Genomic DNA, 22,913 nt, shown 5'->3' with positions numbered 1-22,913 from the left:
GGTGACGCCACGGCGCCGACCGTGACCCGGAGGCGACGATGGCCAAGTCCAGCACGACGAAGCAGACCAGCACGGCCGGACGTCCGCGTGACGTCACGCCCGGCGTGGGGTTCGACCCCGCGGCGAAGCTCGGGCCGGACGAACGTGCGGCCGCGATCGAGACGCTGAAGACCAAGGAGCTCGACGTCCTGGTCGTCGGCGGCGGGATCGTCGGTGCGGGCAGCGCGCTCGACGCCGTGACCCGCGGCCTGAGCGTCGGCATCGTCGAGGCCCGTGACTGGGGCTCGGGGACGTCGAGCCGTTCGTCCAAGCTCGTGCACGGCGGCATCCGCTACCTGGAGCAGCTCAACTTCGCACTCGTCCGCGAGGCCCTCATCGAACGCGGCCTGCTGCTGCAGCGCATCGCCCCGCACCTGGTGAAGCCCGTGCGCTTCCTCTACCCGCTCAACCACCGGGTCTGGGAGCGCTTCTACATCGGCATCGGCATGGCGATGTACGACGTGTTCAGCTGGTCCGGCGGCCGTCCGCCCGGCGTCCCGCACCACCGGCACCTCAGCCGGAAGCAGGTGCTCAGGAACATGCCCGGCCTCAAGAAGGACGCCTTCGTCGGCGGCATGACGTACTACGACGCCCAGGTCGACGACGCGCGCTACGTCGCGTCGCTCGTGCGCACCGCGGCCTCGTACGGTGCCGAGGCAGCGAGTCGCGTCCGCATCGAGGGGTTCATCAAGGTCGGGGAGCGCGTGGTCGGCGCGCAGGCCCACGACATCCAGACCGGCGAGCGGTTCGAGATCCGCGCGAAGCAGGTCGTCAACGCCACCGGTGTCTGGACCGACGACACCCAGGCGATGATCGGCACCCGCGGCCAGTTCAAGGTGCGGGCGTCGAAGGGCGTCCACCTCGTCATCCCCCGTGACCGGTTCCAGTCGAACACGGGCATGATCCTGCGCACCGAGAAGAGCGTGCTCTTCGTCATCCCGTGGGGTCGGCACTGGCTCGTCGGCACGACCGACACCGACTGGTACCTCGACAAGGCGCACCCCGCAGCGACCGCGGCGGACATCGACTACATCCTCGAGCACGTCAACAAGGTGCTCGCCGTCCCGCTCACCCGCGAGGACGTCGAGGGCGTCTACGCCGGGCTCCGCCCGCTGCTGGCGGGGGAGTCCGACCAGACCTCGCAGCTCAGCCGCGAGCACGTCGTCGCGCACACCGTGCCCGGGCTCGTCGTGGTCGCCGGCGGCAAGTGGACCACCTACCGGGTGATGGGCAAGGACGCCATCGACGAGGCCGTCGCGGCCATGGACGGCAGGATCCCGGAGTCGACGACCGAGGACATCCCGCTCCTCGGCGCCGAGGGCTACCCGGCCGCGTGGAACCGACGCGCCCGCACCGCACGGAGCTTCAACGTGCACAAGGTCCGCATCGAGCACCTGCTCAACCGGTACGGCACCCTCGCGACCGAGGTGCTGCAGCTCGTCGAGCAGGACCCGGCACTCGCCGAGCCGCTGCCGGGGGCCGATGACTACATCGGCGCCGAGGTCGTCTACGCCGCCTCGCACGAGGGCGCCCTGCACCTGGAGGACGTCCTCGCCCGTCGCACCCGCATCTCCATCGAGGCGTGGGACCGCGGCGAGTCAGCGGCGCCCGTCGCCGCGAAGCTCATGGCGGACGTGCTCGGCTGGGACCAGGAGACGACCGAGCACGAGGTCGCGAACTACCTGAAGCGCGTCGCCGCCGAACGGGAGTCGCAGCTGCAGCCCGACGACGAGAGCGCGGACCGCGTGCGGCTCGAGGCCCCGGACATCGCGTTCGGCTTCGACGAGGACGACGTGGTCGTGGGCGGCGGCCGTTCGGACGGCGCCGAGGGCGCGAAGGCGTCCGACGAGCAGGTCGTCGGCGAGAAGACGAGCGAGCCGGAGTAGCGAGCCGGAGTAGCGAGGCCAGCAGACGCCGTCGTGTCGCCGAGACGCCGGCGTCTGCGGGTTGAACAGGACGCCGTCGTGTCGTGTTGACGCCGTCTGGTCATCGAGACGCCGCCGGATCCGGCGGCGTCTCGGTGTCGACGAGGCGTCTCGACAAGACGACGGCGTCTTGCGGAGGCCACCCGCGCCTCCAGACCGGAAGACCGGACTGGAGGCCCGTGGTGCGTCGGTCAGGCGGCGTGCGGCCGCAGGGCGGCGCGGCCACGGCGCCGCTCGCCCGCCACGAGCACCACCGGGATCGCGATCAGCGCGACGAGGCTCGTCACGTACAGCACGCCGGCCCAGATCGTGTGGTCACCACCGTCGGTGCCGAAGCCGTCCGCGACGTCCATACCGAGGGCGAACCCACCCCAGAACGACGCCGGACCACCCAGCACGACCACGGCCAGCAGCACTGCGGCGATGACGTGGGTCGGTGCCCGGGTGACGAGCAGCAGCACCGACAGCCCGGCGGCGAGCACGACACCGACCGAGGCCAGCGCGATCACGACCACGATGTCGGTCTGCACGTGGAACCCCTGTGCGTCGAGGCGCCCGTGGATCTCGGCGAGGCTCGCTCCGGGGACCGCGGCGAGCGGGTCCAGCACCAGTGCGTCCACCGCCAGCAGTGCTGCGTACAGCGCGACGACCAGCACCCCGACGACGGCCACGACGATCCGTGTTCTCCCCATCCACAGAACAGTAGCGGGAGGAATGCGCGGGGTCACCGGGTGGTTAGCATGGGGGTACTCGAAGAGGGAGCCATCATGGTCGACGTCCATCGCGTCAAACTCCCCGGAGTCGGCGTGCTGCACAGCTTCTACACCGACGACGGTGGCAAGTGCGGTGTCATCACGCACCGGTCGGGGCACTCCGACCTCATCTCGTTCGCCGACGTCTCCGACGGCGCGGACAAGTCCGAGAAGGTCTCGCTGCGTCTCAGCGAGGACGAAGCGCACACGCTCGCCGAACTCCTCGGCGGCACCCGGATCACCGAGGGCCTCGACAAGCTCGACGAGATCCCTGGATTGTCCATCGACTGGTTCTCCGTCGACTACGACGACGCCATCGCGGGCAAGCCCCTCGGCGACCTGCACGACTCGGGCTTCATCGGCCTGACCGTCGTCGCCGTGGTCCGTGGCGACAGCGCCAACCCGGCGCCCTCGTCGGACTTCGTCGTCTTCCCCGGAGACACGATCGTCGTCGCCGGATCCCCCGAGAAGGTCGCCAAGGCGTTCTCCTTCTACCGCAGCGGAGAGCTTGCGGCCGCCTCGGCCGAGGCCCCGCGGAAGAGCTAGCGCATGCACCTGGGTGGTGAGCTTCTCACCATCGGTGTGCTCTTCGTCATCGCCTACGTCCTGGGCCGGCTCGGCAAGACCATCGGTCTGCCGGCCATCCCGATCTACATGGTGGTCGGACTCGTCGCGAGTCCGAACACCCCGTGGTTCGGGCTGAGCGTCGAATCCCACACCATCGAGCTCATCGCGACGTTCGGGCTCATCCTGCTGTTGTTCAACCTCGGGCTCGAGTTCGACCAAGAGGAGTTCTACGGCAACGCCGGCAAGCTCCTGGTGTCGGGCGGCACCTACGTCGTCATCAACATGGGCGTGGGGTTCGCCTTCGGGTTCTCGCTCGGCTGGGGCACCCGAGAAGCCCTGATCATCGCGGGCATGACGGCGACGTCCTCGAGCGCCATCGTGACGAAGCTCCTCATCGAGCTCCGGCGCCTGGCGAACGACGAGACCCCGATGATCCTCGGCGTCACCGTGATCGAGGACGTCTTCATCGCCGTCTACCTGGCGATCGTCTCCGTCGTGCTCTCCGGCGACACCAACGTCTGGGCCGTCGTCGGCAAGCTGGCACTGGCGTTCGGGTTCCTCATCGTGATGTTCACGCTCGCGCGCTTCGCGGGCAAGTGGGTCTCGAAGATCTTCGCCACCCGTGACGACGAGCTGTTCACGGTGCTGTTCTTCGGACTCGCGGTCATGTTCGGTGGCATCGGCGACCTGCTCGGCGTGACCGACGCCATCGGTGCCTTCGTCATCGGCCTGCTCTGCGGAGCGACCCGGTACCGCGACCGCATCGAACAGCTCGCCCTGCCGATGCGCGACGTCTTCGCCGCGTTCTTCTTCGTGAACTTCGGCCTCGGCCTCGACCTGTCCACCTTCGGCGAGGTGCTTTGGCCCGTCCTCGGCGCGATCGGCATGACGGTCGTGCTCAACGCGGTCGCCGGCCAGATCGTCGCGCGGATGAACGGCTTCAACGTCCAGCAGGGCATCAACACCGCCGTCATCCTGGTGAACCGTGGCGAGTTCGCGCTGATCCTCGCGACGCTGTCGGCTGCCGCCGGGCTGGAGGCGCGGATCACCGCCTTCGCGGGCCTCTACGTCCTCTGCATGGCCGTCCTCGGGCCGCTGCTCGCGGTGAACTCGGACCGGATCGGCCGCCTCGTGGTGCGCCCGGGCCGGCTCATCCGCCTGCGCGGACGCCTGGGCGGCCGACGTGCCGTCGCCGCCGCAGCCGCCGCCGAGAGCGCCGAAGCGGCCGAGGCCGAGGCGGACGCCACCGCCGCGGCGCGGAAGGCCGAGCGGGACCGCCAGTTCGCCGAGGAGTTCGCGCTCGTCGAGGCGGCTGGCAGGGACGAGCGAGACAATGAGGGGTCCGAGCCGACGTCCACCCCCGTGACGTCGCCGGTCGAGATCCCCGCCGAGCGCCCCGAGCGCCCGGTCCGACAGCGCGATCCGGAGTACTGATACAGATGTGGGCCGTTGCCCGACGACCGAGGTGGATCGCGCTGCTGCTGCTGGCGCTCGTGCTGGCGGCGGTGTTCGCCGGGCTGGGCAAGTGGCAGCTGGAGCGGTCGATCGCCAACGGCAAGCCCCTGCCGGCGACCACCGAGACCCGCCGCACGCTCGAGGCGGTCACCACCCCCGAGCGCCCCGTCAGCGAGAGTCTCGCCGGGCAGAAGGTCACCGTCACGGGGACCTTCGTCGCCGACGACACCACCGTCCTGACCGGCCGCACCGGGGGTGGGAAGTACCAGACCGTCGGACACCTGGTGGACTCGGACGGTGGGGCGAGCCTCCCGGTCGTCATCGGGTGGTCCGACCAGCGGTCGGCCGCCGTCGCCGGGGGCGAGCGCCTGGCGGACGGCCAGACGCTCACGATCCAGGGTCGCTACTACCCGGCGGAGTCGCCCGACCAGGACGCCTACAAGAAGGGCGAGTACTCCGCCGTCGCCCCCGCCCGGTTCGTGAACACCTGGCAGGCCTTCGACGACCGCATGTACCTCGGGTACGTCGTCGCCGACGGCACCACCGCGAAGGCCGCCGACCTCGGCACCATCGCCGACCGCGCACCGTCGCGCGAGGTCCAGTTCGACTGGCTCAACCTGTTCTACGCGATCGAGTGGGTCGTCTTCGCCGGCTTCGCCGTGTTCCTCTGGTACCGGTTCGTGAAGGACGCCTGGGAGCGCGAGCAGGAAGAGGAGCGCGAGGCAGCGCTCGCCACCGAAGCCGACGCGCTCCGACGGTAGGATTGCCGGCATGGCCCTGACCGTCCGAACCCGTGACATCCCCAAGATCCCGGGGGCGGTGAAGTGGTACCGCGTCTCGGCGTACATCACCGGTGTGCTGCTGCTCGCCCTGGTGGTCGAGGTCATCATCAAGTACACGCCGCTGCAGCTCGAGATGCAGCTCGGCAACGGTCCGTTCTTCGTGCCCAACGGCACGGCGGGCGAGACCCCGGGCACGTTCAACCTGTCGATCGCGATCCTCATCGCCCACGGCTGGCTGTACGTGCTCTACCTCTTCACGGACTTCCGTCTGTGGAGCATCATGCGCTGGAGGCCGTCGCGCTTCCTGCTCATCGCCCTCGGGGGCATCATCCCGTTCATGTCCTTCGTGGTCGAACACCGCATGCAGCAGCGGGCCATGGACACCTACCACGAGCTGATCGCTGCCCAGCAGCGTGAGAAGGAGGCCGCTCGGTGAGCGAGACCGAACAGCGTCCCGTCCTCGTCGTCGACTTCGGGGCCCAGTACGCGCAGCTCATCGCGCGTCGGGTCCGTGAAGCGAACGTCTACAGCGAGATCGTGCCGCACTCCATCACCGCGGACGAGGTCCGCGCCAAGGACCCGGCGGCCATCGTGCTGTCCGGTGGCCCGTCGTCCGTGTACGAAGAAGGCGCGCCGTCCCTCGACGGTGACATCCTCGACCTCGGCGTCCCCGTGCTCGGCATCTGCTACGGCTTCCAGGCCATGGCGACCGCCCTCGGTGGCGAGGTCGCGAACACCGGTCTGCGCGAGTACGGCGCCACCGACGTGACCCTCGCCCCCGGCACCAGCACCCTGCTCGGCGACCAGCCGGCGGACCAGGTGACCTGGATGTCGCACGGCGACTCGGTGGCCAAGGCACCGGCCGGCTTCGAGGTGCTCGCCTCGAGCGCATCGACGCCCGTCGCGGCGTTCGCGTCCGACGAGCGCAAGCTCTACGGCGTGCAGTGGCACCCCGAGGTGAAGCACTCCGTGTACGGCCAGGCCGTGCTCGAGAACTTCCTGCACCGAGCCGCGGGTCTGCCCGGCGACTGGAACTCCAGCAACGTCATCGAGGAGCAGGTCGCCCGCATCCGCGAGCAGGTCGGCTCCGCGCGGGTCATCGCCGGGCTCTCCGGTGGTGTCGACTCAGCCGTCGCCGCAGCCCTGGTGCACAAGGCCGTCGGCGACCAGCTGACCTGCGTCTTCGTCGACCACGGGCTCCTGCGTGCCGACGAGCGGAAGCAGGTGGAAGAGGACTACGTCGCCTCCACCGGTGTCCGGCTCATCACGATCGACGCCGAGCAGCAGTTCCTCGACGCCCTCGCCGGCGTGAGCGACCCCGAGCAGAAGCGCAAGATCATCGGGCGGGAGTTCATCCGCACGTTCGAGGGCGCAGCCGAGGCACTCGTGCTCGAGGCCCAGGCTTCCGACTCTGATGCCGAGGTCAAGTTCCTCGTGCAGGGCACGCTCTACCCCGACGTCGTCGAGTCCGGCGGCGGAGCAGGCACCGCGAACATCAAGTCGCACCACAACGTCGGCGGCCTGCCCGAGGACATGACGTTCGAGCTCGTCGAACCGCTGCGCACCCTGTTCAAGGACGAGGTCCGCGCGGTCGGCCGCGAGCTCGGGCTGCCCGAGGTCATCGTCGGTCGTCAGCCGTTCCCCGGCCCGGGCCTGGGCATCCGCATCGTCGGCGAGGTCACGAAGGAGCGGCTCGAACTGCTCCGCGCGGCCGACAAGATCGCCCGCGAAGAGCTCACCGCGGCCGGTCTCGACCAGGAGATCTGGCAGTGCCCGGTCGTGCTGCTCGCCGACGTCCGCTCCGTGGGCGTGCAGGGCGACGGCCGGACCTACGGACACCCGATCGTGCTCCGTCCGGTCTCGTCCGAGGACGCCATGACCGCCGACTGGACGCGTCTGCCGTACGACACCCTCGCGAAGATCTCGAACCGCATCACGAACGAGGTGCCCGACGTCAACCGGGTCGTGCTCGACGTCACGTCGAAGCCGCCGGGGACGATCGAGTGGGAGTAGGGCTCCCCTGAGCAACGGAAGGCCCGGTACGCGTCACGCGTGCCGGGCTTTCGTGCGTCCGTGGGCGGCGCCGGGGTCGGTGCCGGAGTCGCACGAACTGCCGTCTGCCGGGACGTGTGACGGCAGTCCGCGCGACCCGGGCGCTGCGCGTGCGGCGTGTTGTGCGACCTCGGGCGGCTGGAGTTGTGGGCGTGGGCGCTGCCGGGGCCGTCGAGTGGTCACGACACCCCGCGGGCCCGGTGCCGAGGGGTCACGAACTGTCGGCTGGCTCCGGCCCGGACGACACTTCGTGACCACTCGGCGGGCGTTCGGCGGGGTGTTGTGACCGCTGGGACCGCCGCCGGGACCGCCGCCGCTCGCGCGTCCACCGGCCCGGGAACGACGAAGGGCCCCGGCAGCGCCGGGGCCCTTCGTGTGTGCGGTGGTACTAGTTGCGCGAGCTGCTCGCGATGATGGCGAGGATGCGCAGGATCTCGAGGTACAGCCAGACGAGCGTCACGATCAGGCCGAACGCCGCGGTCCAGGCGTAGATGCGAGGCGCCCCGCGCTCGACACCGGTCTTGATCTGGTCGAAGTCGAGGATCAGTGAGTAGGCGGCCATCAGCACGACGAACACGCCGATGAGGACACCGAGCGGGATGCCGAAGAGCGTCACGCCCATCAGGCCGAACGCGCTCTGCGTCACGCCGGTCCACATCAGGACCAGGTTCACCAGGGAGAACGCCATGTACCCGACCATCGCGATCAGGAAGAAACGCGTGGCCTTCGGAGTCGCGCGGACCTTGCCCGAGCGGAACAGGAGCAGGGTGACGAAGAACACACCCAGGGTGCCGAACACGGCCTGCGCGACGATGCCGTCGGCGTCGGGGAACGCGGTCTGGAAGTAGTTCGAGATACCACCGACGAACAGCCCCTCGAAGAACGCGTACGTCAGGATCAGACCCGGCGACGGCTTCTTCTTGAAGGTGTTGACGAGCGCCAGGACGAACCCGACGAGCGCGCCGACGACCCAGACGGCCGGGGGCAGGTTCCAACCGGCCACCGCGCCGACGACGAGCACGCCGAACGCGAGCAGCGTCTTGACGATGGTGTCTTCGTACGACATGCGGTCGGTGTCCACCGGGGACGCAGTCGGGCGGTCGTACATGTACTGCAGCTGCTCGGGGGTCATGCCGCCCTGGGCCTGCTGCGGGGTCTGTCCCCAGCCGGCCTGCTGCTGACCAGCACCGCGCCCGCCCCAGGTGTTTGCCCCCTGTGCGTTGAAGGCGGGGGACTGGTCGAAACCGGGCTTGAAGGCCATGGTGTCCTCTTCCTAGGAGATTCGAGTCCTCTCAGCCTAGGGGCGCTCGGTCGCGGAAGGCTGAGGATTCGCGGCGAGCGGACGCGGGCCCGGCGGGCCCCGTCGAGGGAAGCCTAGGGTCGCCCGCTGCACGCGCGCCCCGAGGACGTCGAGAGTCCGCCGTCGAGCCCGTCGAGCCCGTCGAGCCCGTCGAGCGCGCCCGTCCCGACGGCAGCGCCGGGTAGAGCCACGTGACGAGCGCGACCGAGATGGTCATGAGCAGGAACCACGCCACGATCTTCGTCGGCGCCACCGGCTGCCACACCGCGAGCTGCGCCGGGTAGCTCCACGCTCCGGCCCAGGTCGCGACGTTCTCCGCCGCCCAGATGAACACCGCGACGAGGGCCATCGCCACGAGCACGGGCATCCGCAGCGTCGCCCGGTGGATCCGCACGTGCATGGTCGTGCGGGCGAAGAGCAGCAGCACGAGCGCGAGCAGCACGTACCGGGCGTCGGCGACGAAGTGGTGGCCGAAGAAGTTCAGGTAGATCCCGCCCGCCACGACCGCCAGCAGCCACTGCCGCGGGTACCGGCCGAACCGCAGGTCGAACAGCCGGTAGACCCGCACCATGTACGACCCGACGGCGCCGTACATGAACCCCGAGAACAGCGGCACCCCGGCGACGACGAACAGCCCACTTGACTCGTAGGTCCACGAGTTCATGTGGGTCTTGAACACCTCCATCGCGGTCCCGACGACGTGGAACAGCAGGACGACCCGGAGCTCCCGCACGGTCTCGAGCCCGAACACGAGCATCCCGACCTGCAGCAGCACAGCCGCGATCGTCAGGACGTCGTTCCGCATCGCCGCGGGCACGGTCAGGTGCACCACCGCCATGGTCGCGAGCAGCAGCGCCCCGAACGCGCACGCCCAGGCCTGCTTCGCGCCGAACACCAGGAACTCGGTGACGAACACCCGGACGGGCCGGTGCGGTTGATGCCCGGCGTCGAGCAGGCGGCGAGCGGCGCGGTCGATCCGGGCCTCAACGGCGGTGGAGAGCGAACGGACGGTCATGCGGCGATGGTCGGCGTCGTCGCTGGGAACGACGGGCCTCGGAGCGCCGGGTGTGTCCCGCGACACAGGCGCCCCGCTGGTCACCCGCGGCCAGTAGGGTCGCGCCATGACCCTCGTGATCGCCCACCGCGGTGCGTCCGGCTACCGTCCCGAGCACTCGCGGAGCGCGTACGAGCTCGCGATCGAACTCGGCGCCGACGCGATCGAACCGGACCTGGTGCCCACGAAGGACGGCGTGCTGGTGCTCCGGCACGAGAACGAGGTCTCGGGCACCACGGACGTCGCCGACCACCCCGAGTTCCGGCACCTGCGCACGACGAAGACCGTCGACGGCCAGACCCTGACCGGCTGGTTCACCGAGGACTTCACGTGGGCCGAGCTGCAGACGCTCCGCACCCGCGAGCGCCTGCCGGTGCTGCGTCCGGGATCCGCCGAGCACGACGGTGCGCAACCGATCCTGCGGCTCGTCGACCTGCTCGCGATCCTCGACGCGGCGCCCCGCCCGGTCGGGCTCGTCGCCGAGGTGAAGCACGCCGCGTCCTTCGACCGCGCCGGGTTCCCGATGGGTGCACTCGTCGACGCCGCGCTCGGCGAGGCCGGGTGGCGGCAGGACGAGCGGCTCACGGTGGAGAGCTTCGAGAAGGGCGTGCTGCGCGACCTGCGCGAACGGGGGACCGGTGGTCGGCTCGTGTACCTCCAGGAGGCCCGTGGCAGCGCCGCGGACGAGGTCGCGTCCCACGGATCGCTCGCCCCCACCTACGCCGCCGAGCGCTCCGAGGACGCGCTCGCGTCGTTCGCGACCGAGTTCCACGGCATCAGCGTCGACCTCGGCACCCTGATGGCCGGCGTCGACAGCGTCGCGCTCGACGACCCGACGCCGGTGCGCAGCGCGATCGTCGACCGCGCCCATGCCGCCGGGCTCGCGGTGTACACGTGGACTCTCCGGCCGGAGAACCGGTTCCTGCCGTCGCCGTTGCGTCGTGGCGGCGACGTCGCGGCCTTCGGCGACTGGGAGCGGTGGTTCACGTCCGTGATCCGCACCGGACTCGACGGGGTGTTCGCCGACCACCCCGACCTGGCGGTGCGTGCCCGGTCAGTCCTCGAGCGCCTCGAGCGGGATGCCGGCTGACCGGAGGGCCTCGAGGGCCTCCTCGCGTGCGGACGTGGCAGCGGCGCGGAGCCCGGCCAGGTCCTCGGGCCGGTAGAACCACGAGCTCCGGTCGCCGGGCGAGACCGTCCGTTGCGCGTCCGTCAGGTCGGCGTCGTGTTCGCCCTTCCGGAGGTCGGCACGCGCACGGTCGAGCGCCTGCAGGACTGCCGAGGCACGGATGACCTCGGCCGCGGGCAGGTCCCCGGGCGCGAGACGGGCGACCCGAGGGTCGATCGGTGTCACCGGGAGGGCCTGCACCGGTGGCTGTCGGCGCCGCCGTCGATCGACGAGGACCGCGACGGCGGACGAGACGACGAGGAACACCACGATGGCGACGAGGAGCCGGGCACTCCTCGGGAACGTCGACGCAGCGAGGGCCCCGAGTACGGCCAGGCACAGCCCAGCGGTGACCAGGCCGACCGACAGCGGGACCAGGCACCCCGCCGTGTCCTGTCGAGACCGCTGAGCACGGGCCCGACGGTGGCTCTCGACGATCGCGGCGGGGTCGTCGCGCCCGTCCGGAGGCAGGATGCAGAGGACGTCCTGGGTGGTGGGGACCGCGGCCGACATCGCAGGGAGCACGAAGACGTCAGGTCGGTCCGGTGTGATCGCCACGGCGCCATCCTGCCGCACGAGGTCGCTGTCGGGGGTCTCGCCTAGAATGTCCCGAACATGACGATCGTGCTCGACCCCTTCGAATCGACGCCCGAGCCGGGCGCCGGTGCCCGCGCGTACGAAGACCCGTTCACCGCGGGTCTGAACCCCCAGCAGAAGGAAGCCGTCGAGTACCGCGGCGAGTCCCTGCTGATCGTTGCCGGCGCCGGTTCCGGCAAGACGAGCGTGCTCACCCGCCGCATCGCGCTGCTGCTCGCCAACCGCGAAGCGTGGCCGTCGCAGATCCTGGCGATCACGTTCACCAACAAGGCCGCCGCCGAGATGCGCGAGCGCGTCCGGGCCCTGGTCGGTGGCGAGGCCGAGGGGATGTGGATCTCCACGTTCCACTCGGCGTGCGTGCGCATCCTGCGGCGCGAAGCCGAGCGGTTCGGGTTCCCGCAGTCGTTCACGATCTACGACTCCGCCGACTCCAAGGCGCTGCTGAAGCGGATCATCAAGGAACTCGAGGCCGACTCCCTCGGGTTGACCGTCGGCGCCGCGGCGTCGAAGATCTCGAAGCTCAAGAACGAGCTGCAGGACATCGACACCTACGCGCGCAACATCAACGTGAACGACCCGCAAGAAGTCATGTTCACCGAGGTGTTCCGGCGCTACACGAACGAACTCCGCCGGGCGAACGCGTTCGACTTCGACGACCTCATCGGCCAGACGGTGTTCCTGTTCCGGGCATTCCCGGACGTCGCCGCCCTGTACCAGCGCCGCTTCCGGTACATCCTGGTCGACGAGTACCAGGACACGAACCACGCCCAGTACGCCCTGATCCGCGAGCTCACCCGCCCGGTGCCGGTCGAACAGGTCGACAAGCTCGAGGACTCCGGCCAGCACGTCGCCCGGATGCGCGAGACCGACGGCTCGATCGCCCCCGCGTCCCTGACGGTGGTCGGTGACTCCGACCAGTCCATCTACGCCTTCCGCGGGGCGGACATCCGCAACATCGTCGAGTTCGAGCGGGACTTCCCGAACTCCAAGACGATCCTGCTCGAGCAGAACTACCGCTCGACGCAGAACATCCTCGACGCGGCGAACGCCGTCATCGCGAACAACTTCGACCGCCAGGCGAAGAGCCTGTTCACCGACGTCGGCGCCGGCGAGAAGATCGTCGGCTTCACCGGGTACACCGGCCACGACGAGGCGCAGTTCGTCGCCGACGAGATCCAGCGCCTGCGTGAAGACGGCATGGACTACCGCGACATGGCGGTGTTCTACCGGACCAACTCGCAGACCCGTGCACTGGAGGAGATCTTCATCCGTGCGGCGATCCCGTACCGGGTGCTCGGCGGCACGAAGTTCTACGAGCGTGCCGAGATCAAGGACGCCATGGCGTACCTGATCACGGTCGCCAACCCGGCCGACCCGATGGCGCTGCGCCGCATCCTCAACGTGCCCAAGCGCGGCATCGGCTCGGTCACCGAGACCACGCTCCAGCGCTACGCCGACGAGCACGAGACCACCATGCGTGACGCCCTGCGACACGCGGGCGAGCTCGGGTTCGGGCCGAAGGTGCGGAACGCCATCACGGAGTTCGCGGCGCTGCTCGACGCCGTGTCCGAGAAGGCCCCGACACAGCCGGTGGTCGACACCCTGACGCAGCTGCTCGACGGTTCCGGGCTGCTCGACAACCTGCGGAAGTCGCCCGACGCGCAGGACGCCGCACGCGCCGACAACATCGACGAGCTCGTGGCCGTGACGCGTGAGTTCCAGAAGAACAACCCCGAGGGCACGCTGTCGGACTTCCTGACCGAGGTCTCGCTGGTCGCCGCGGCGGACGAGCTCGACGACTCCTCGGGCACGGTGTCGCTGATGACCCTGCACACCGCGAAGGGCCTGGAGTACGACGCGGTGTTCCTGACCGGCGTCGAGGAAGACCTGCTCCCGCACCGGATGTCCGCCAACGAGCCCGGCGGTCCGTCGGAAGAGCGCCGGCTGTTCTACGTGGGCATCACCCGCGCCAAGAAGGTCCTGTTCCTGTCCCTCGCGATGACCCGTGCCCAGTTCGGTGACGTCAACGTGGCGATGCCCTCGCGCTTCCTGCAGGAGATCCCCGAGGGGCTCATCGAGTGGAAGCAGTCCCCGGGCATGGCGAACAGCCGCGGTGGCACGCAGCCCCGTGCCCTGAACGCCAAGCGCGACGGCGGCTTCGGCGGCGGCGGTGGTGGTGGTGGCTACCGCGGTGGTGGTGGCTGGGGCGGCGGCTCGTACGACCGTGCAGCGGCTGCCTCGAAGACCCGTCCGAAGACCGAGTGGGCGAACCGGGTGTCCGGGCAGGTGCGCGACAACGGCGACATGGAACTCGTCGCCGGCGACCGCATCAAGCACGTCGACTTCGGCGAGGGAACGGTGTCCGCGGTGACGGGGCAGGGCGCCAAGCGCATCGCTGAGATCGCGTTCGACTCCGCGGGCCGCAAGAAGCTCCTCATCAAGATCGCCCCGATCGAGAAGCTGTAGGAGCCCTCACCGGTCCACACCGAACCGGCAGCCGCGGCCGGTCTGGAGTTCACGGAACGGACCCGGGGCGTTCCCCCGCGATCCGTACGGTGCGGTGCTGTGCAGAACAGCCCTGACGACCGCGACGACGCCCACGACCACGCCGGAGACCGCAGCAAGCGCATCCCGGTCTCCCGCCGGGGCTTCCTGGTCGGATCCGGACTCGCCGGTGCCGCCGGACTCGTGGCGTCGAACGGCTTCGGCAGCGCCCCGGCCGTCGCCGATGCGCTGACCGCGGCACCCGCCGTGGCCCCGGCAGCGCTCGGCGGATCGGCCGCGGCCGCGCAGGCAGCGGTGGCGCGCGGACACACCGGACGGTGGCACCCGGACACGACCTCGCCGCGCTTCACCGTCGCGGTGATGCCGGACACGCAGTACATGTTCGACGGCGCCGCGGTCGACCAGGCACCGATGCGCGCCTCGCTCGAGTACGTCGTCCGCGAGCAGGCCCGGCACAACACGGTGTTCCTCGTGCACCTCGGCGACCTGACGCAGAACGGTGCGGCGTCCGAGATGCGCGCGTCCGGTGCGGTCTTCGACGTGCTCGACCGAGCCGGGGCGCCCTACAGCGTGCTCGCCGGCAACCACGACGTCGACTCCTCGACCGACGACCAGCGCGGCCGCACCCCGTACCTCGACGTGTTCGGTCCGCAGCGGTTCCGGAAGGCCCCGGGCTGGATCGGTTCGAGCCCCGACGGCTACAACACCGCCCACCGGTTCACCGCGGCCGGCCGAGAGTGGGTCGTCCTGGCACTCGACTGGCGGACGAGCGCGAGCGGGCTCGCCTGGGCCAGCTCCGTGCTCGCCGCCCGGCCGCACGCTCCGGTCATCCTCACGACGCACGCCCTCGTCGACTCGGACGCCAGCGGTGGGGCGGCGTTCGACCCCTACGGCCAGCAGCTCTGGGACTCCTTCATCTCGAAGCACGACCAGGTGTTCCTGACGCTCAACGGGCACTACTGGGGTCCGGGCCGCACGACGGCGAAGAACGCCGTGGGGCACGACGTCGCACTCCACCTGACCAACTACCAGAACCGCTACTACGGCGGCGCGGCCATGATCCGGCTGTACCACGTCGACCTCGAGCGGAACGTCATCGACGTCGAGACGCTGTCGCCCTTCCTGCTCGCCGGCGGACTCGGCGACGCGAACGAGCTCGCAGCCCAGGAGGTCAACCTCAGTGGCGACGTTGACCGCTTCACCATGGCGGTGGACTTCGACGCGCGTTTCGCGGGGTTCGCGCCGGTCGCACCACGGGCCTCCCGGCCGGCGGCACGCATGCTGGTGCCGGGGACGCTGGCGTACTGGCGGTTCGACGGCAACCCGGACGGGGCGGCGCTCGCGCCGACGACGCGGGTGCGCGACCAGAGCGGCAAGGGCAACGACCTGGTGGTCGCCCGGCGGACCGGTGCCGTCGCAGGGGCGCTGCGCTGGACGGCGGCGCACCACCCCGACCAGCCGGGCGCCGGCAGCCTCGCGCTGCAGGGCGGCAAGACCGGCGGCGACCACCTGCAGACCGTCGACACGGCACCGCTCAACCGGACCCACTTCCCCCGGGGCTACACGGTCGAGGCGTTCTTCGTGCTGCCGACCACGTTCGACCCGAGTGCGAACGGGTTCAGCGCCCTGCTGTCGCAGTACTCGAGCGCCGGCCAGGTGGGGAAGGCGACCGGAGCCGACGGTGACCCGGACGAACCCGCGATGACGCTGAGCCTGTCGGGGGACCGCGAACTGCAGTGGTGCGTGTACCCGGCGAGCCAGGACGGATCACTGACGAACTGGGGGCACGAGTTGCCGCTCGGCGCCTGGTGGCACGTGGCCGTGGTGAACGACGGGACGCACACCGTGCTCTACGTCGACGGGTGCCCGGTCGTGCGCAACCCGTCCACACCGAACCGCGGTCTCAGCACGATCGGCAAGCCGTGGCTGCTCGGTGGGTACCGCTACGGCGACAAGCTCGACAACGTGTTCGTCGGGTCGATCGGCGACGTGCGCATCGTCGGCCGGGCACTGCAGCCGAGCGAGTTCATGAACGCCTGACGCCCGGCGGCGGACGCCTGACCCGCGCGGTGGGTGGGGGCTCGGGCTGCCCGGCAGACGTGCGTCTGACACGCCCGGCCGTTCGACGCGCCCCTCGTTCGGGTGGCACGATGACGGTTAGTGAGGTTAGCCTTACCTAACGTGACACCTCCCATCGAACTCCTGACCACCGCCACCGCCGAGCGCTACCGCTCCGCCGTGACGTCCACGGTGGACCGTCTGGCCGACCGCTTCGCCGCCGCCGACCGTCCGACGACCGACACCGCTCCCGAGGTCCTCCGGGCCCGGGTGCAGGACGTCGACCTCGACGCCGAACCCCTCGGGACGGACCGTGCACTCGCCGAACTCGACGAGCTGTTCGTCCGCGAAGCCGTCTGGTTCCACGACCCGGCGTACCTCGCGCACCTGAACTGCCCGGTCGCGCTGCCCGCGGTCGCCGCCGAATCGGTCCTGGCCGCCGTGAACCCGTCGGTCGACACCTGGGACCAGTCCCGCATCGGCACCGAGATCGAGCGGCACGTCGTCGCCTGGCTCGCCGGTCGGATCGGGTTCGCCGCGGGGGACGGCATCTTCACCTCGGGCGGCTCGCAGTCGAACCTGCAGGCCCTGCTGCTGGCGCGCGAGGCCCTCGGCAGCAGCGGCACCGTGTTCACGACCGCGGAGACCCACTTCAGCATCGCGAAGTCGGCGCGACTGCTCGGGCTCGAGGCCGTGGTCGCCGTCGCCACCGACCACGCCGGCCGGATGGTGCCCGCCGCCCTCGCCGAGGCGATCGCCGCCGCCCGCGCAGCCGGGCAGACGCCGATGGCCGTCGTCGCGACCGCCGGCACCACCGACCGCGGGGTCATCGACCCGCTCGAGCCGATCGCGGACGTCTGTGATCTGGAGGGAGTGTGGCTGCACGTCGACGCCGCGTACGGCTGCGGTCTGCTCGTGTCCCCGACCCGCCGGCACCTGCTCGACGGCGTCGAACGGGCCCGGAGCGTGACCGCCGACCTGCACAAGTCGTTCTTCCAGCCGGTGTCGTCGAGCGCCCTGCTCGTGCAGCGCCCGGAGGACCTGCGCCGCACGGCCTGGTACGCCGACTACCTGAACCCCGAGGACGCCGCCGAGCCGAACCAGGTCGACAAGTCGCTGCAGACCACCCGCCGGTTCGACGCCCTGAAGCTCTGGGCCACGCTGCGGGCGACGGGTGCCGACGCGATCGGTGCGGCGTTCGACGCCGTCATCGACCTCGCCGCGGCCACCCACCGGATCGTCGAGGAGCACCCCGACCTGGTGCTCGTCGCGCCGACGCAGCTCAGCACGGTGCTGTTCCGCTGGCAGCCCGCCGGCATGACGGACGAGGCCGCCGACGCGCTGGTCGCCCCGATCCGCTCGGCCCTGCTCGCCGAGGGCCGGGTGCTCATCGCCAAGACGGTCATCGACGGCCGGCCGTGCAACAAGCTCACGCTGCTCAACCCGGAGACGACGCCGGAGCAGATGCGCGCGTCGCTGGAGCACGTCGTCGCGACAGCAGCCCGGGTGCGCGCCGCCACCACCAAGACCGAGGGAGCGAACCGATGAACCGCGATGAGCAGCCCGTGCACGACGTCGTCGGCATCGGCATCGGCCCGTTCAACCTCGGCCTCGCCTGCCTGACGGACCCGATCGCCGACCTCGACGCGGTCTTCCTCGACGCGGCTGACGGCTTCGCCTGGCACCACGGCATGATGCTCGACGACGCCACGATCCAGGTACCGTTCCTCGCCGACCTGGTGACGATGGCCGACCCGACCTCGCCGTTCTCGTTCCTCGCGTGGCTCAAGGAGACCGGCCGCCTGTACCCGTTCTACATCCGCGAGGACTTCCACCCCCTGCGCAGCGAGTACGACGCCTACTGCCGCTGGGCCGCCGACCGGCTCGACACCCTGCGGTGGGGCCGCCGGGTGACCGCCGTCGAGCACGACCCGGTCACCGACACGTTCACGGTGCACGCCGAGACCGATCTGGGTCCCGAGACGTACCGCGCACACCACGTCGTCGTGGGCATCGGCACCGAGCCGTCCGTCCCCGCCCCGCTGCGCGGGATCGGCGGACCGGCCGTCCACTCCGCCGAGTTCCTGCCGAACCGCGATGCCCTGCGCGACGCCGGATCGATCGCCGTTGTCGGCAGCGGGCAGTCCGCCGCCGAGGTCTACCGCGAACTGCTCGAGGACATCCGGCAGGACGGCTACCGCCTCGACTGGATCACACGCTCGCCCCGGTTCTTCCCGATGGAGGACACCAAGCTCACCCTCGAGATGACGAGCCCGGAGTACACGGACCACTTCCACGGGCTGCCCGAGGCCGTCCGCGACCGCCTGGGGCGGGAACAGCGCGGCCTGTACAAGGGCATCAGCGCCGACCTGGTCGACGACCTGTACGACCAGCTCTACCGGATCAGTGCGCGCGGCCCCGTCCCGACGACGCTCCGGACCGAGACGAGCGTCGTGGACGCCGCCTGGCTCGCCGACCGTGGCACCTACCGGCTGACGCTCCGCCACGAGCAGCTCGACCAGACGTACGAGCACGAGGTCGAGCAGCTCGTCCTCGCCACCGGGTACACCCCGCGGGTCCCGCGGTTCCTCGACCCGGTCGAGCACCTCGTCGCCCGCGACTCCCGCGGTCGCCTGGCCGTCGCCCGCGACCACCACGTCGACACCCTGGGCGGGCGCATCTGGGTGCAGAACGCCGAGGAGCACACGCACGGCCTGACCGCGCCAGACCTCGGCATGGGTGCGTGGCGGAACGCGTCGATCATCCGGTCCGTCACGGGTCGCCCCGTGTACGGCCTGGAGGCCCGGATCGCCTTCCAGGAGTTCGGCCTGCCCGCCTCGGAGCCGTCAACAGCAGCGCCGTCCACCGGCCGCCCCGGCGCCGCGGAGCGCGCGCCGGCCCGCCCCGCGACCGAGCGCGCGGAGGTGTCCGCATGAGCACGACCGTGACCACCACGGCGCCGGACGCGACCGCGCCTGGGGGAGCCGAGCCGGGCCTCCTGACCGTCGAACCCGTGGACCCGGAACGCGACGCCGCCGTCGTGCAGTCGTGGCTCGCCCACCCGGCGTCGTCGTGGTGGGAGATGGGCGACCTCGACGTGGACGCCGTGCGTGCCTACCTGGCCGGCGTGCAGGCGGACCCCGCGCAGGCAGCGTGGCTCGGCCGCCGGAACGGTGAACCGTGCTTCCTGGCGGAGACCTACGACCCCTCCGCCGTCCTGCTCGCCGACGTGTGGGCGGCCGAACCCGGCGACGTCGGCATGCACCTGCTCGTCGCGCCGGTGCCCGCTGACCGTCGTGTGCACGGCCTGACCAGCGCGGTGATGCGTGCCGTCGTCGAGCACTGCCGGGACGCCCTCGGCGCGCGCCGGGTCGTCGTCGAACCGGACGTGCGGAACACCGCCGTGCAGGCGAAGAACGCCGAGGTCGGGTTCCGCGCCCTGCGACAGGTGGACGTCGACGGCAAGCGGGCCCTGTTGTCGGTGCTCGACACCGATCGCATCGGCGTCCCCGATGACGACGGGCCGGCCGCGCACCTGCGGCCCGAGCACCTGGAGCCCGCCGAACGGCACCTCGTCGCGAAGTCGATGGCGGAGTTCACCCACGAACGGCTGATCGCTCCCGTGTCGGACGGCGACGGCTGGCGGCTCGACGCGGGGGAGTCGACCTACCGGTTCCGGGCGCGGCAGCACGTGCTCGAGCACTGGTCGATGGACGAGGCCTCGCTGACGCGGACCCGCGCGGGGGTGCCGGCGCCCCTCAGCGCGCAGGAGCTCGTGCTCGAACTGCACGAGGTGCTCGGGATCCCCGACGAGTTGCTCGGCACGTACCTGGAGGAGATCGCGTCGACGCTGGCGAGTGCCGCGGCGAAGCACCGGCGGGGCGGACCGTCGGCCGGGTCGGCCGAGGCGTCCAGTGCGACCGGTTCGTCCGGTTCCGTCGAGGACGTCGTCGCGTCGTTCCAGGACGTCGAGGCGGCGATGACCGAGGGGCATCCGGCGTTCGTCGCCGCCAACGGCCGGATCGGGTTCGGGCTCGACGAGTACCGGGCGTTCGCGCCCGAGTCCGGCGGCCGGTTCCGGTACCGGTGGCTCGCCGCCCGACGCGAGCACACGCACCTGGCGCTCGCCGCGGACCGGACCGAGCAGGCGCACTGGGAGTCGGAGCTGTCGGCGGCGGTCGTGGCCGGGTTCCGTGCCACGCTGGAGCGTCGCGGGCTCGACCCCGACGACTACGTCTGGCTGCCCGTGCACCCGTGGCAGTGGCAGCACCGGATCGCCGTGACCTTCGCGCCCGACCTGGGCCGACAGGACCTGGTCGACCTGGGCGAGGGACCCGACGAGTACCAGCCGCAGCAGTCCATCCGCACCGCGTTCAACCGCACCGAGCCAGCACGCTCGTACGTGAAGACGGCGCTCGCCGTGCAGAACATGGGGTTCCTGCGGGGGATGTCGCCCGCGTACATGCGGAACACCCCGGCCGTGAACGACTGGGTCGAGTCGATCGTCTCCGCCGATCCCACGCTCGCCGCCGCCGGGTTCTCGGTGCTCCGGGAGCACGCCGCCATCGGCTACACGGGGGACGCCTACCACCGGGTCGACGTGTCCTCACCGCAGCGCAAGATGCTCGCGGCCCTGTGGCGGGAGAGCCCGCTGCCGCGGGTGACGGACGGCGAGCGACTGCTGACGATGGCGGCGCTGCTGCACCGCGACGCCTCGGGGAACGCAGTGGTCTCGGCGCTGATCGAGGCCTCCGGTCTGCCCGCCGACGTCTGGGTCCGGCGCTGGCTCGACGCCTACCTGCTGCCCGTCGTCCACTGCCTGACCGTGCACGACCTGGTGTTCATGCCGCACGGCGAGAACCTGGTGCTCGTCGTGCGCGACGGCGTCGTGGTCCGGGCCGTGATGAAGGACATCGGCGAGGAGGCCGCGGTGCTCGGTCGGCACGACGACCGCCCGGTCCCCGCCGACATCGACCGGATCGTGCACCCGGTGTCCGACGACGAGGCCGCGCTCGCGGTGTTCACCGACGTGTTCGACGGGGTGCTGCGGTTCGTCGCCGCGATCCTCGACGACGACGGGGTGCTGCCGGAGTCCCGCTTCTGGCAGGTCGTGGGGGAGTGCATCGACGCCCACGCCGCCGCGCACCCGGACCGCCGTCGTCCCCTGGACCTGCGGGTGCCGACGTTCGAGCACTCGTGCCTGAACCGGTTGCAGCTGCGGAACACCCTGTCGATGGTGGACCTGGCGGACCAGTCGGCGTCGCTGATCCGGGCGGGGGAGATGGCGAACCCGATCGGGCGGTAGGGGCGGCGCGCTGCGGTCTCCGGTTCCGTTCCGGTTCGCACAACCGAAGTCGGCTCGCGCCGCGGTCTTCCGTGGTTCGAGCCGACTTCGGTTGTGCGCCGTGAGTGAGACTGGTCCGATGGAGACCGGTGCGGGCGCGGGTGTGGGGGGCGATCTCGGTTGCGATCGAGGACGTCGCCGACGCACGCTGCGTCCTCGCACGAGCGTCGCACCGTGCCAAACGCGTCGCGGGCATCGGATGGGTGCTCGGCGTCCTGGGGTTCATCGTCGGAGTTTCCGGCATCGATCGCATCCCCACGGTCGATCCCGACGCTGGACTGTGGATCGTGACCGTTGCGGCGATCGGCCTCGTGGTGATCGGGTACCTCGCTGCCTACTGGATCACCCGGAACCCACGGGAGGAACGGTCCGCCGCCGTCGATGCCGCAGCACGGCGCATGATCGCGGCAGTGCGCGCCGGGGGATTTCCGGAGCTCGATCCGAAGAACGTCCGGCGCGCGTTGCGCGAGGACGACAACGGGCCCGCACCGTGGTTCGATCCCGAACTCGGGCCGCACTCGTGGCCGGTGTGGAGAATCGGTACCGTCGACCCAGCGGAGAGCCGCTTCGTCATCGCGGAACGATCGAACGATGCTCGATCGTTCACGGTCCGAGTCGAACCCGCTCGGCCGGCGTGGTGGTCCAGGGACTGAACGCCGACCGTCGGCCTCAGGGCTGGAGGCGTGTGGCCGTCCAGGCGCCCTCGGCGAGTGCGTACTGCAGTCGTCGGTGCATCCGGTCACGGCTGCCGTGCCAGAACTCCACGATGTCGGGCTCGAGACGCCAGGCAACCCACCGTGCAGGTCGGGGGACGTCGTCGCCGGAGTCGTCGAGCAGGTCGTTCGCGTCGTCGATCAGGTCCTGCAGGGTGCGGGGTTCGAGCACGGCGGACTGGTCAGCGATGGCCGTCGCGGCACGTGACTTCGGGGAGCGGTCGGCGAACAGGGCGTCGGACTCGGCATCCGACAGCCGGACGACGTGACCCTCGAACCGGAGCTGCTGCATCGTCTCGCGCCAGTAGGACTGCAGGGCTGCGTGCGGGTTCTCGGCGAGCTGCCGGCCCTTCGGGCTGTCCTCCGACGTGCCGAAGACCAGTCCGCGCGCCTCGATGCGCTTCACGTCGACGGTGCGAGCGGACACGCGGCCGTCGGTGCCGGCCGTGGCGAGGGTCATCGACAACGGCTCGGAGACCTCCCGGTCCTTCGCCGCGGACAGCCACTCGCGAGCGAGGTCGAGCGGAGACGCTGGCGGGTTGTCGAACTCGGGCAGGTGGAGGGAGTCGTCACCGGAGAGCGGGGCAGAGGACATGTACCCA

18 protein-coding genes are annotated in these 22,913 nt (G+C 70.7%); 13 read left to right on the top strand and 5 right to left on the bottom strand.

The features are described 5' to 3' along the window. Positions 1-38 precede the first annotated feature (38 nt). Positions 39-1,925: a glycerol-3-phosphate dehydrogenase/oxidase gene (locus DEI98_RS00270; RefSeq protein ID WP_071404640.1), complete on the top strand. Its 1,887-nt coding sequence runs from the start codon at positions 39-41 to the stop codon at positions 1,923-1,925. A gap of 230 nt (positions 1,926-2,155) precedes the next feature. Here the strand turns inward: DEI98_RS00270 and DEI98_RS00265 are convergent, their stop codons facing one another. Further along, complete coding sequence (locus DEI98_RS00265; protein WP_146243376.1) at positions 2,156-2,656, bottom strand: hypothetical protein; 501 nt, start codon at positions 2,654-2,656, stop codon at positions 2,156-2,158. Between the two features lie 75 nt (positions 2,657-2,731). Here DEI98_RS00265 and DEI98_RS00260 point away from each other — a divergent pair, with 75 nt between their 5' ends. From DEI98_RS00260 to guaA, 5 genes are read left to right on the top strand one after another with little or no spacing between them, the layout of a single operon-like run. Then, the gene (locus DEI98_RS00260; protein ID WP_017885470.1) at positions 2,732-3,262 is read left to right on the top strand and encodes a cation:proton antiporter regulatory subunit; all 531 of its coding nucleotides are present in this window, start codon (positions 2,732-2,734) and stop codon (positions 3,260-3,262) included. A gap of 3 nt (positions 3,263-3,265) precedes the next feature. Continuing rightward, positions 3,266-4,717 carry a cation:proton antiporter gene (locus DEI98_RS00255; protein ID WP_111099550.1) on the top strand — a complete coding sequence of 484 codons (1,452 nt, stop codon included), beginning with the start codon at positions 3,266-3,268 and terminating at the stop codon, positions 4,715-4,717. 5 nt (positions 4,718-4,722) lie between these two features. Continuing rightward, positions 4,723-5,499 (top strand): SURF1 family cytochrome oxidase biogenesis protein, encoded by a 777-nt coding sequence (locus DEI98_RS00250; RefSeq protein WP_017885468.1) that lies wholly within the window; start codon positions 4,723-4,725, stop codon positions 5,497-5,499. A 10-nt stretch (positions 5,500-5,509) separates the two neighbouring features. Continuing rightward, positions 5,510-5,956, top strand: a complete 447-nt coding sequence (locus DEI98_RS00245) for a DUF3817 domain-containing protein (protein WP_017885467.1) — start codon at positions 5,510-5,512, stop codon at positions 5,954-5,956. Beyond that, on the top strand, positions 5,953-7,533 hold the full coding sequence (guaA, locus tag DEI98_RS00240; protein ID WP_110863189.1) for a glutamine-hydrolyzing GMP synthase: 1,581 nt from the start codon (positions 5,953-5,955) through the stop codon (positions 7,531-7,533). The genes DEI98_RS00245 and guaA overlap by 4 nt, the downstream gene beginning before the upstream one ends. Before the next feature lie 427 nt (positions 7,534-7,960). Here the strand turns inward: guaA and DEI98_RS00235 are convergent, their stop codons facing one another. Together DEI98_RS00235 and DEI98_RS00230 are read right to left on the bottom strand one after the other, a co-directional pair. Next, positions 7,961-8,833, bottom strand: a complete 873-nt coding sequence (locus DEI98_RS00235; RefSeq protein WP_111099549.1) for a Bax inhibitor-1/YccA family protein — start codon at positions 8,831-8,833, stop codon at positions 7,961-7,963. A gap of 31 nt (positions 8,834-8,864) precedes the next feature. After that, positions 8,865-9,887 carry a DUF817 domain-containing protein gene (locus DEI98_RS00230; protein ID WP_111099548.1) on the bottom strand — a complete coding sequence of 341 codons (1,023 nt, stop codon included), beginning with the start codon at positions 9,885-9,887 and terminating at the stop codon, positions 8,865-8,867. Between the two features lie 106 nt (positions 9,888-9,993). Between DEI98_RS00230 and DEI98_RS00225 the strand changes: the two genes are divergently transcribed. Then, complete coding sequence (locus tag DEI98_RS00225; RefSeq protein ID WP_071404647.1) at positions 9,994-11,016, top strand: glycerophosphodiester phosphodiesterase family protein; 1,023 nt, start codon at positions 9,994-9,996, stop codon at positions 11,014-11,016. On the opposite strand, the gene DEI98_RS00220 is transcribed toward DEI98_RS00225, so the two are convergent. Next, positions 10,981-11,652: a hypothetical protein gene (locus tag DEI98_RS00220; protein WP_111099547.1), complete on the bottom strand. Its 672-nt coding sequence runs from the start codon at positions 11,650-11,652 to the stop codon at positions 10,981-10,983. The two genes, DEI98_RS00225 and DEI98_RS00220, sit on opposite strands and share 36 nt — an antisense overlap. Positions 11,653-11,709: 57 nt before the next feature. Between DEI98_RS00220 and DEI98_RS00215 the strand changes: the two genes are divergently transcribed. The 6 genes from DEI98_RS00215 to DEI98_RS00190 all read left to right on the top strand — a co-directional run bounded on the left by DEI98_RS00215 (position 11,710) and on the right by DEI98_RS00190 (position 22,251). After that, positions 11,710-14,157 (top strand): ATP-dependent helicase, encoded by a 2,448-nt coding sequence (locus tag DEI98_RS00215; RefSeq protein ID WP_111028996.1) that lies wholly within the window; start codon positions 11,710-11,712, stop codon positions 14,155-14,157. Between the two features lie 99 nt (positions 14,158-14,256). Then, positions 14,257-16,236: a LamG-like jellyroll fold domain-containing protein gene (locus DEI98_RS00210; RefSeq protein ID WP_111099546.1), complete on the top strand. Its 1,980-nt coding sequence runs from the start codon at positions 14,257-14,259 to the stop codon at positions 16,234-16,236. A gap of 141 nt (positions 16,237-16,377) precedes the next feature. Further along, positions 16,378-17,802, top strand: a complete 1,425-nt coding sequence (locus DEI98_RS00205; protein WP_111099545.1) for a pyridoxal-dependent decarboxylase — start codon at positions 16,378-16,380, stop codon at positions 17,800-17,802. Further along, entirely contained in the window at positions 17,799-19,190 is a 1,392-nt protein-coding gene (locus tag DEI98_RS00200; RefSeq protein WP_111099544.1) for a lysine N(6)-hydroxylase/L-ornithine N(5)-oxygenase family protein, read from the top strand. The genes DEI98_RS00205 and DEI98_RS00200 overlap by 4 nt, the downstream gene beginning before the upstream one ends. Continuing rightward, complete coding sequence (locus DEI98_RS00195) at positions 19,187-21,559, top strand: GNAT family N-acetyltransferase (protein WP_111099543.1); 2,373 nt, start codon at positions 19,187-19,189, stop codon at positions 21,557-21,559. Before DEI98_RS00200 ends, DEI98_RS00195 begins: the two co-directional genes overlap by 4 nt. 128 nt (positions 21,560-21,687) lie before the next feature. Continuing rightward, positions 21,688-22,251 (top strand): hypothetical protein, encoded by a 564-nt coding sequence (locus DEI98_RS00190; RefSeq protein WP_146243375.1) that lies wholly within the window; start codon positions 21,688-21,690, stop codon positions 22,249-22,251. A 16-nt stretch (positions 22,252-22,267) separates the two neighbouring features. On the opposite strand, the gene DEI98_RS00185 is transcribed toward DEI98_RS00190, so the two are convergent. Further along, positions 22,268-22,906, bottom strand: coding sequence for a pyridoxal 5'-phosphate synthase (locus DEI98_RS00185; protein WP_111099541.1), 639 nt, complete (start codon positions 22,904-22,906; stop codon positions 22,268-22,270). Between the last annotated feature and the right edge of the window lie 7 nt (positions 22,907-22,913).

Source organism: Curtobacterium sp. MCLR17_034 (genome assembly GCF_003234485.1).
In the GTDB taxonomy this organism is placed as follows: Bacteria; Actinomycetota; Actinomycetes; order Actinomycetales; family Microbacteriaceae; genus Curtobacterium; species Curtobacterium flaccumfaciens.
The sequence above is the reverse complement of the archived record's forward strand: the minus strand, read 5'-3'. Positions and strand labels throughout refer to the sequence as shown.

Bases quoted from the DNA above. Each gene is read 5' to 3' on its own strand.
- DEI98_RS00270 (WP_071404640.1), top strand. From the start codon at position 39: ATGGCCAAGTCCAGCACGACGAAGCAGACCAGCACGGCCGGACGTCCG.
- DEI98_RS00265 (WP_146243376.1), bottom strand. From the start codon at position 2,656: ATGGGGAGAACACGGATCGTCGTGGCCGTCGTCGGGGTGCTGGTCGTC.
- DEI98_RS00260 (WP_017885470.1), top strand. From the start codon at position 2,732: ATGGTCGACGTCCATCGCGTCAAACTCCCCGGAGTCGGCGTGCTGCAC.
- DEI98_RS00255 (WP_111099550.1), top strand. From the start codon at position 3,266: ATGCACCTGGGTGGTGAGCTTCTCACCATCGGTGTGCTCTTCGTCATC.
- DEI98_RS00250 (WP_017885468.1), top strand. From the start codon at position 4,723: ATGTGGGCCGTTGCCCGACGACCGAGGTGGATCGCGCTGCTGCTGCTG.
- DEI98_RS00245 (WP_017885467.1), top strand. From the start codon at position 5,510: ATGGCCCTGACCGTCCGAACCCGTGACATCCCCAAGATCCCGGGGGCG.
- DEI98_RS00235 (WP_111099549.1), bottom strand. From the start codon at position 8,833: ATGGCCTTCAAGCCCGGTTTCGACCAGTCCCCCGCCTTCAACGCACAG.
- DEI98_RS00230 (WP_111099548.1), bottom strand. From the start codon at position 9,887: ATGACCGTCCGTTCGCTCTCCACCGCCGTTGAGGCCCGGATCGACCGC.
- DEI98_RS00225 (WP_071404647.1), top strand. From the start codon at position 9,994: ATGACCCTCGTGATCGCCCACCGCGGTGCGTCCGGCTACCGTCCCGAG.
- DEI98_RS00215 (WP_111028996.1), top strand. From the start codon at position 11,710: ATGACGATCGTGCTCGACCCCTTCGAATCGACGCCCGAGCCGGGCGCC.
- DEI98_RS00200 (WP_111099544.1), top strand. From the start codon at position 17,799: ATGAACCGCGATGAGCAGCCCGTGCACGACGTCGTCGGCATCGGCATC.
- DEI98_RS00195 (WP_111099543.1), top strand. From the start codon at position 19,187: ATGAGCACGACCGTGACCACCACGGCGCCGGACGCGACCGCGCCTGGG.
- DEI98_RS00185 (WP_111099541.1), bottom strand. From the start codon at position 22,906: ATGTCCTCTGCCCCGCTCTCCGGTGACGACTCCCTCCACCTGCCCGAG.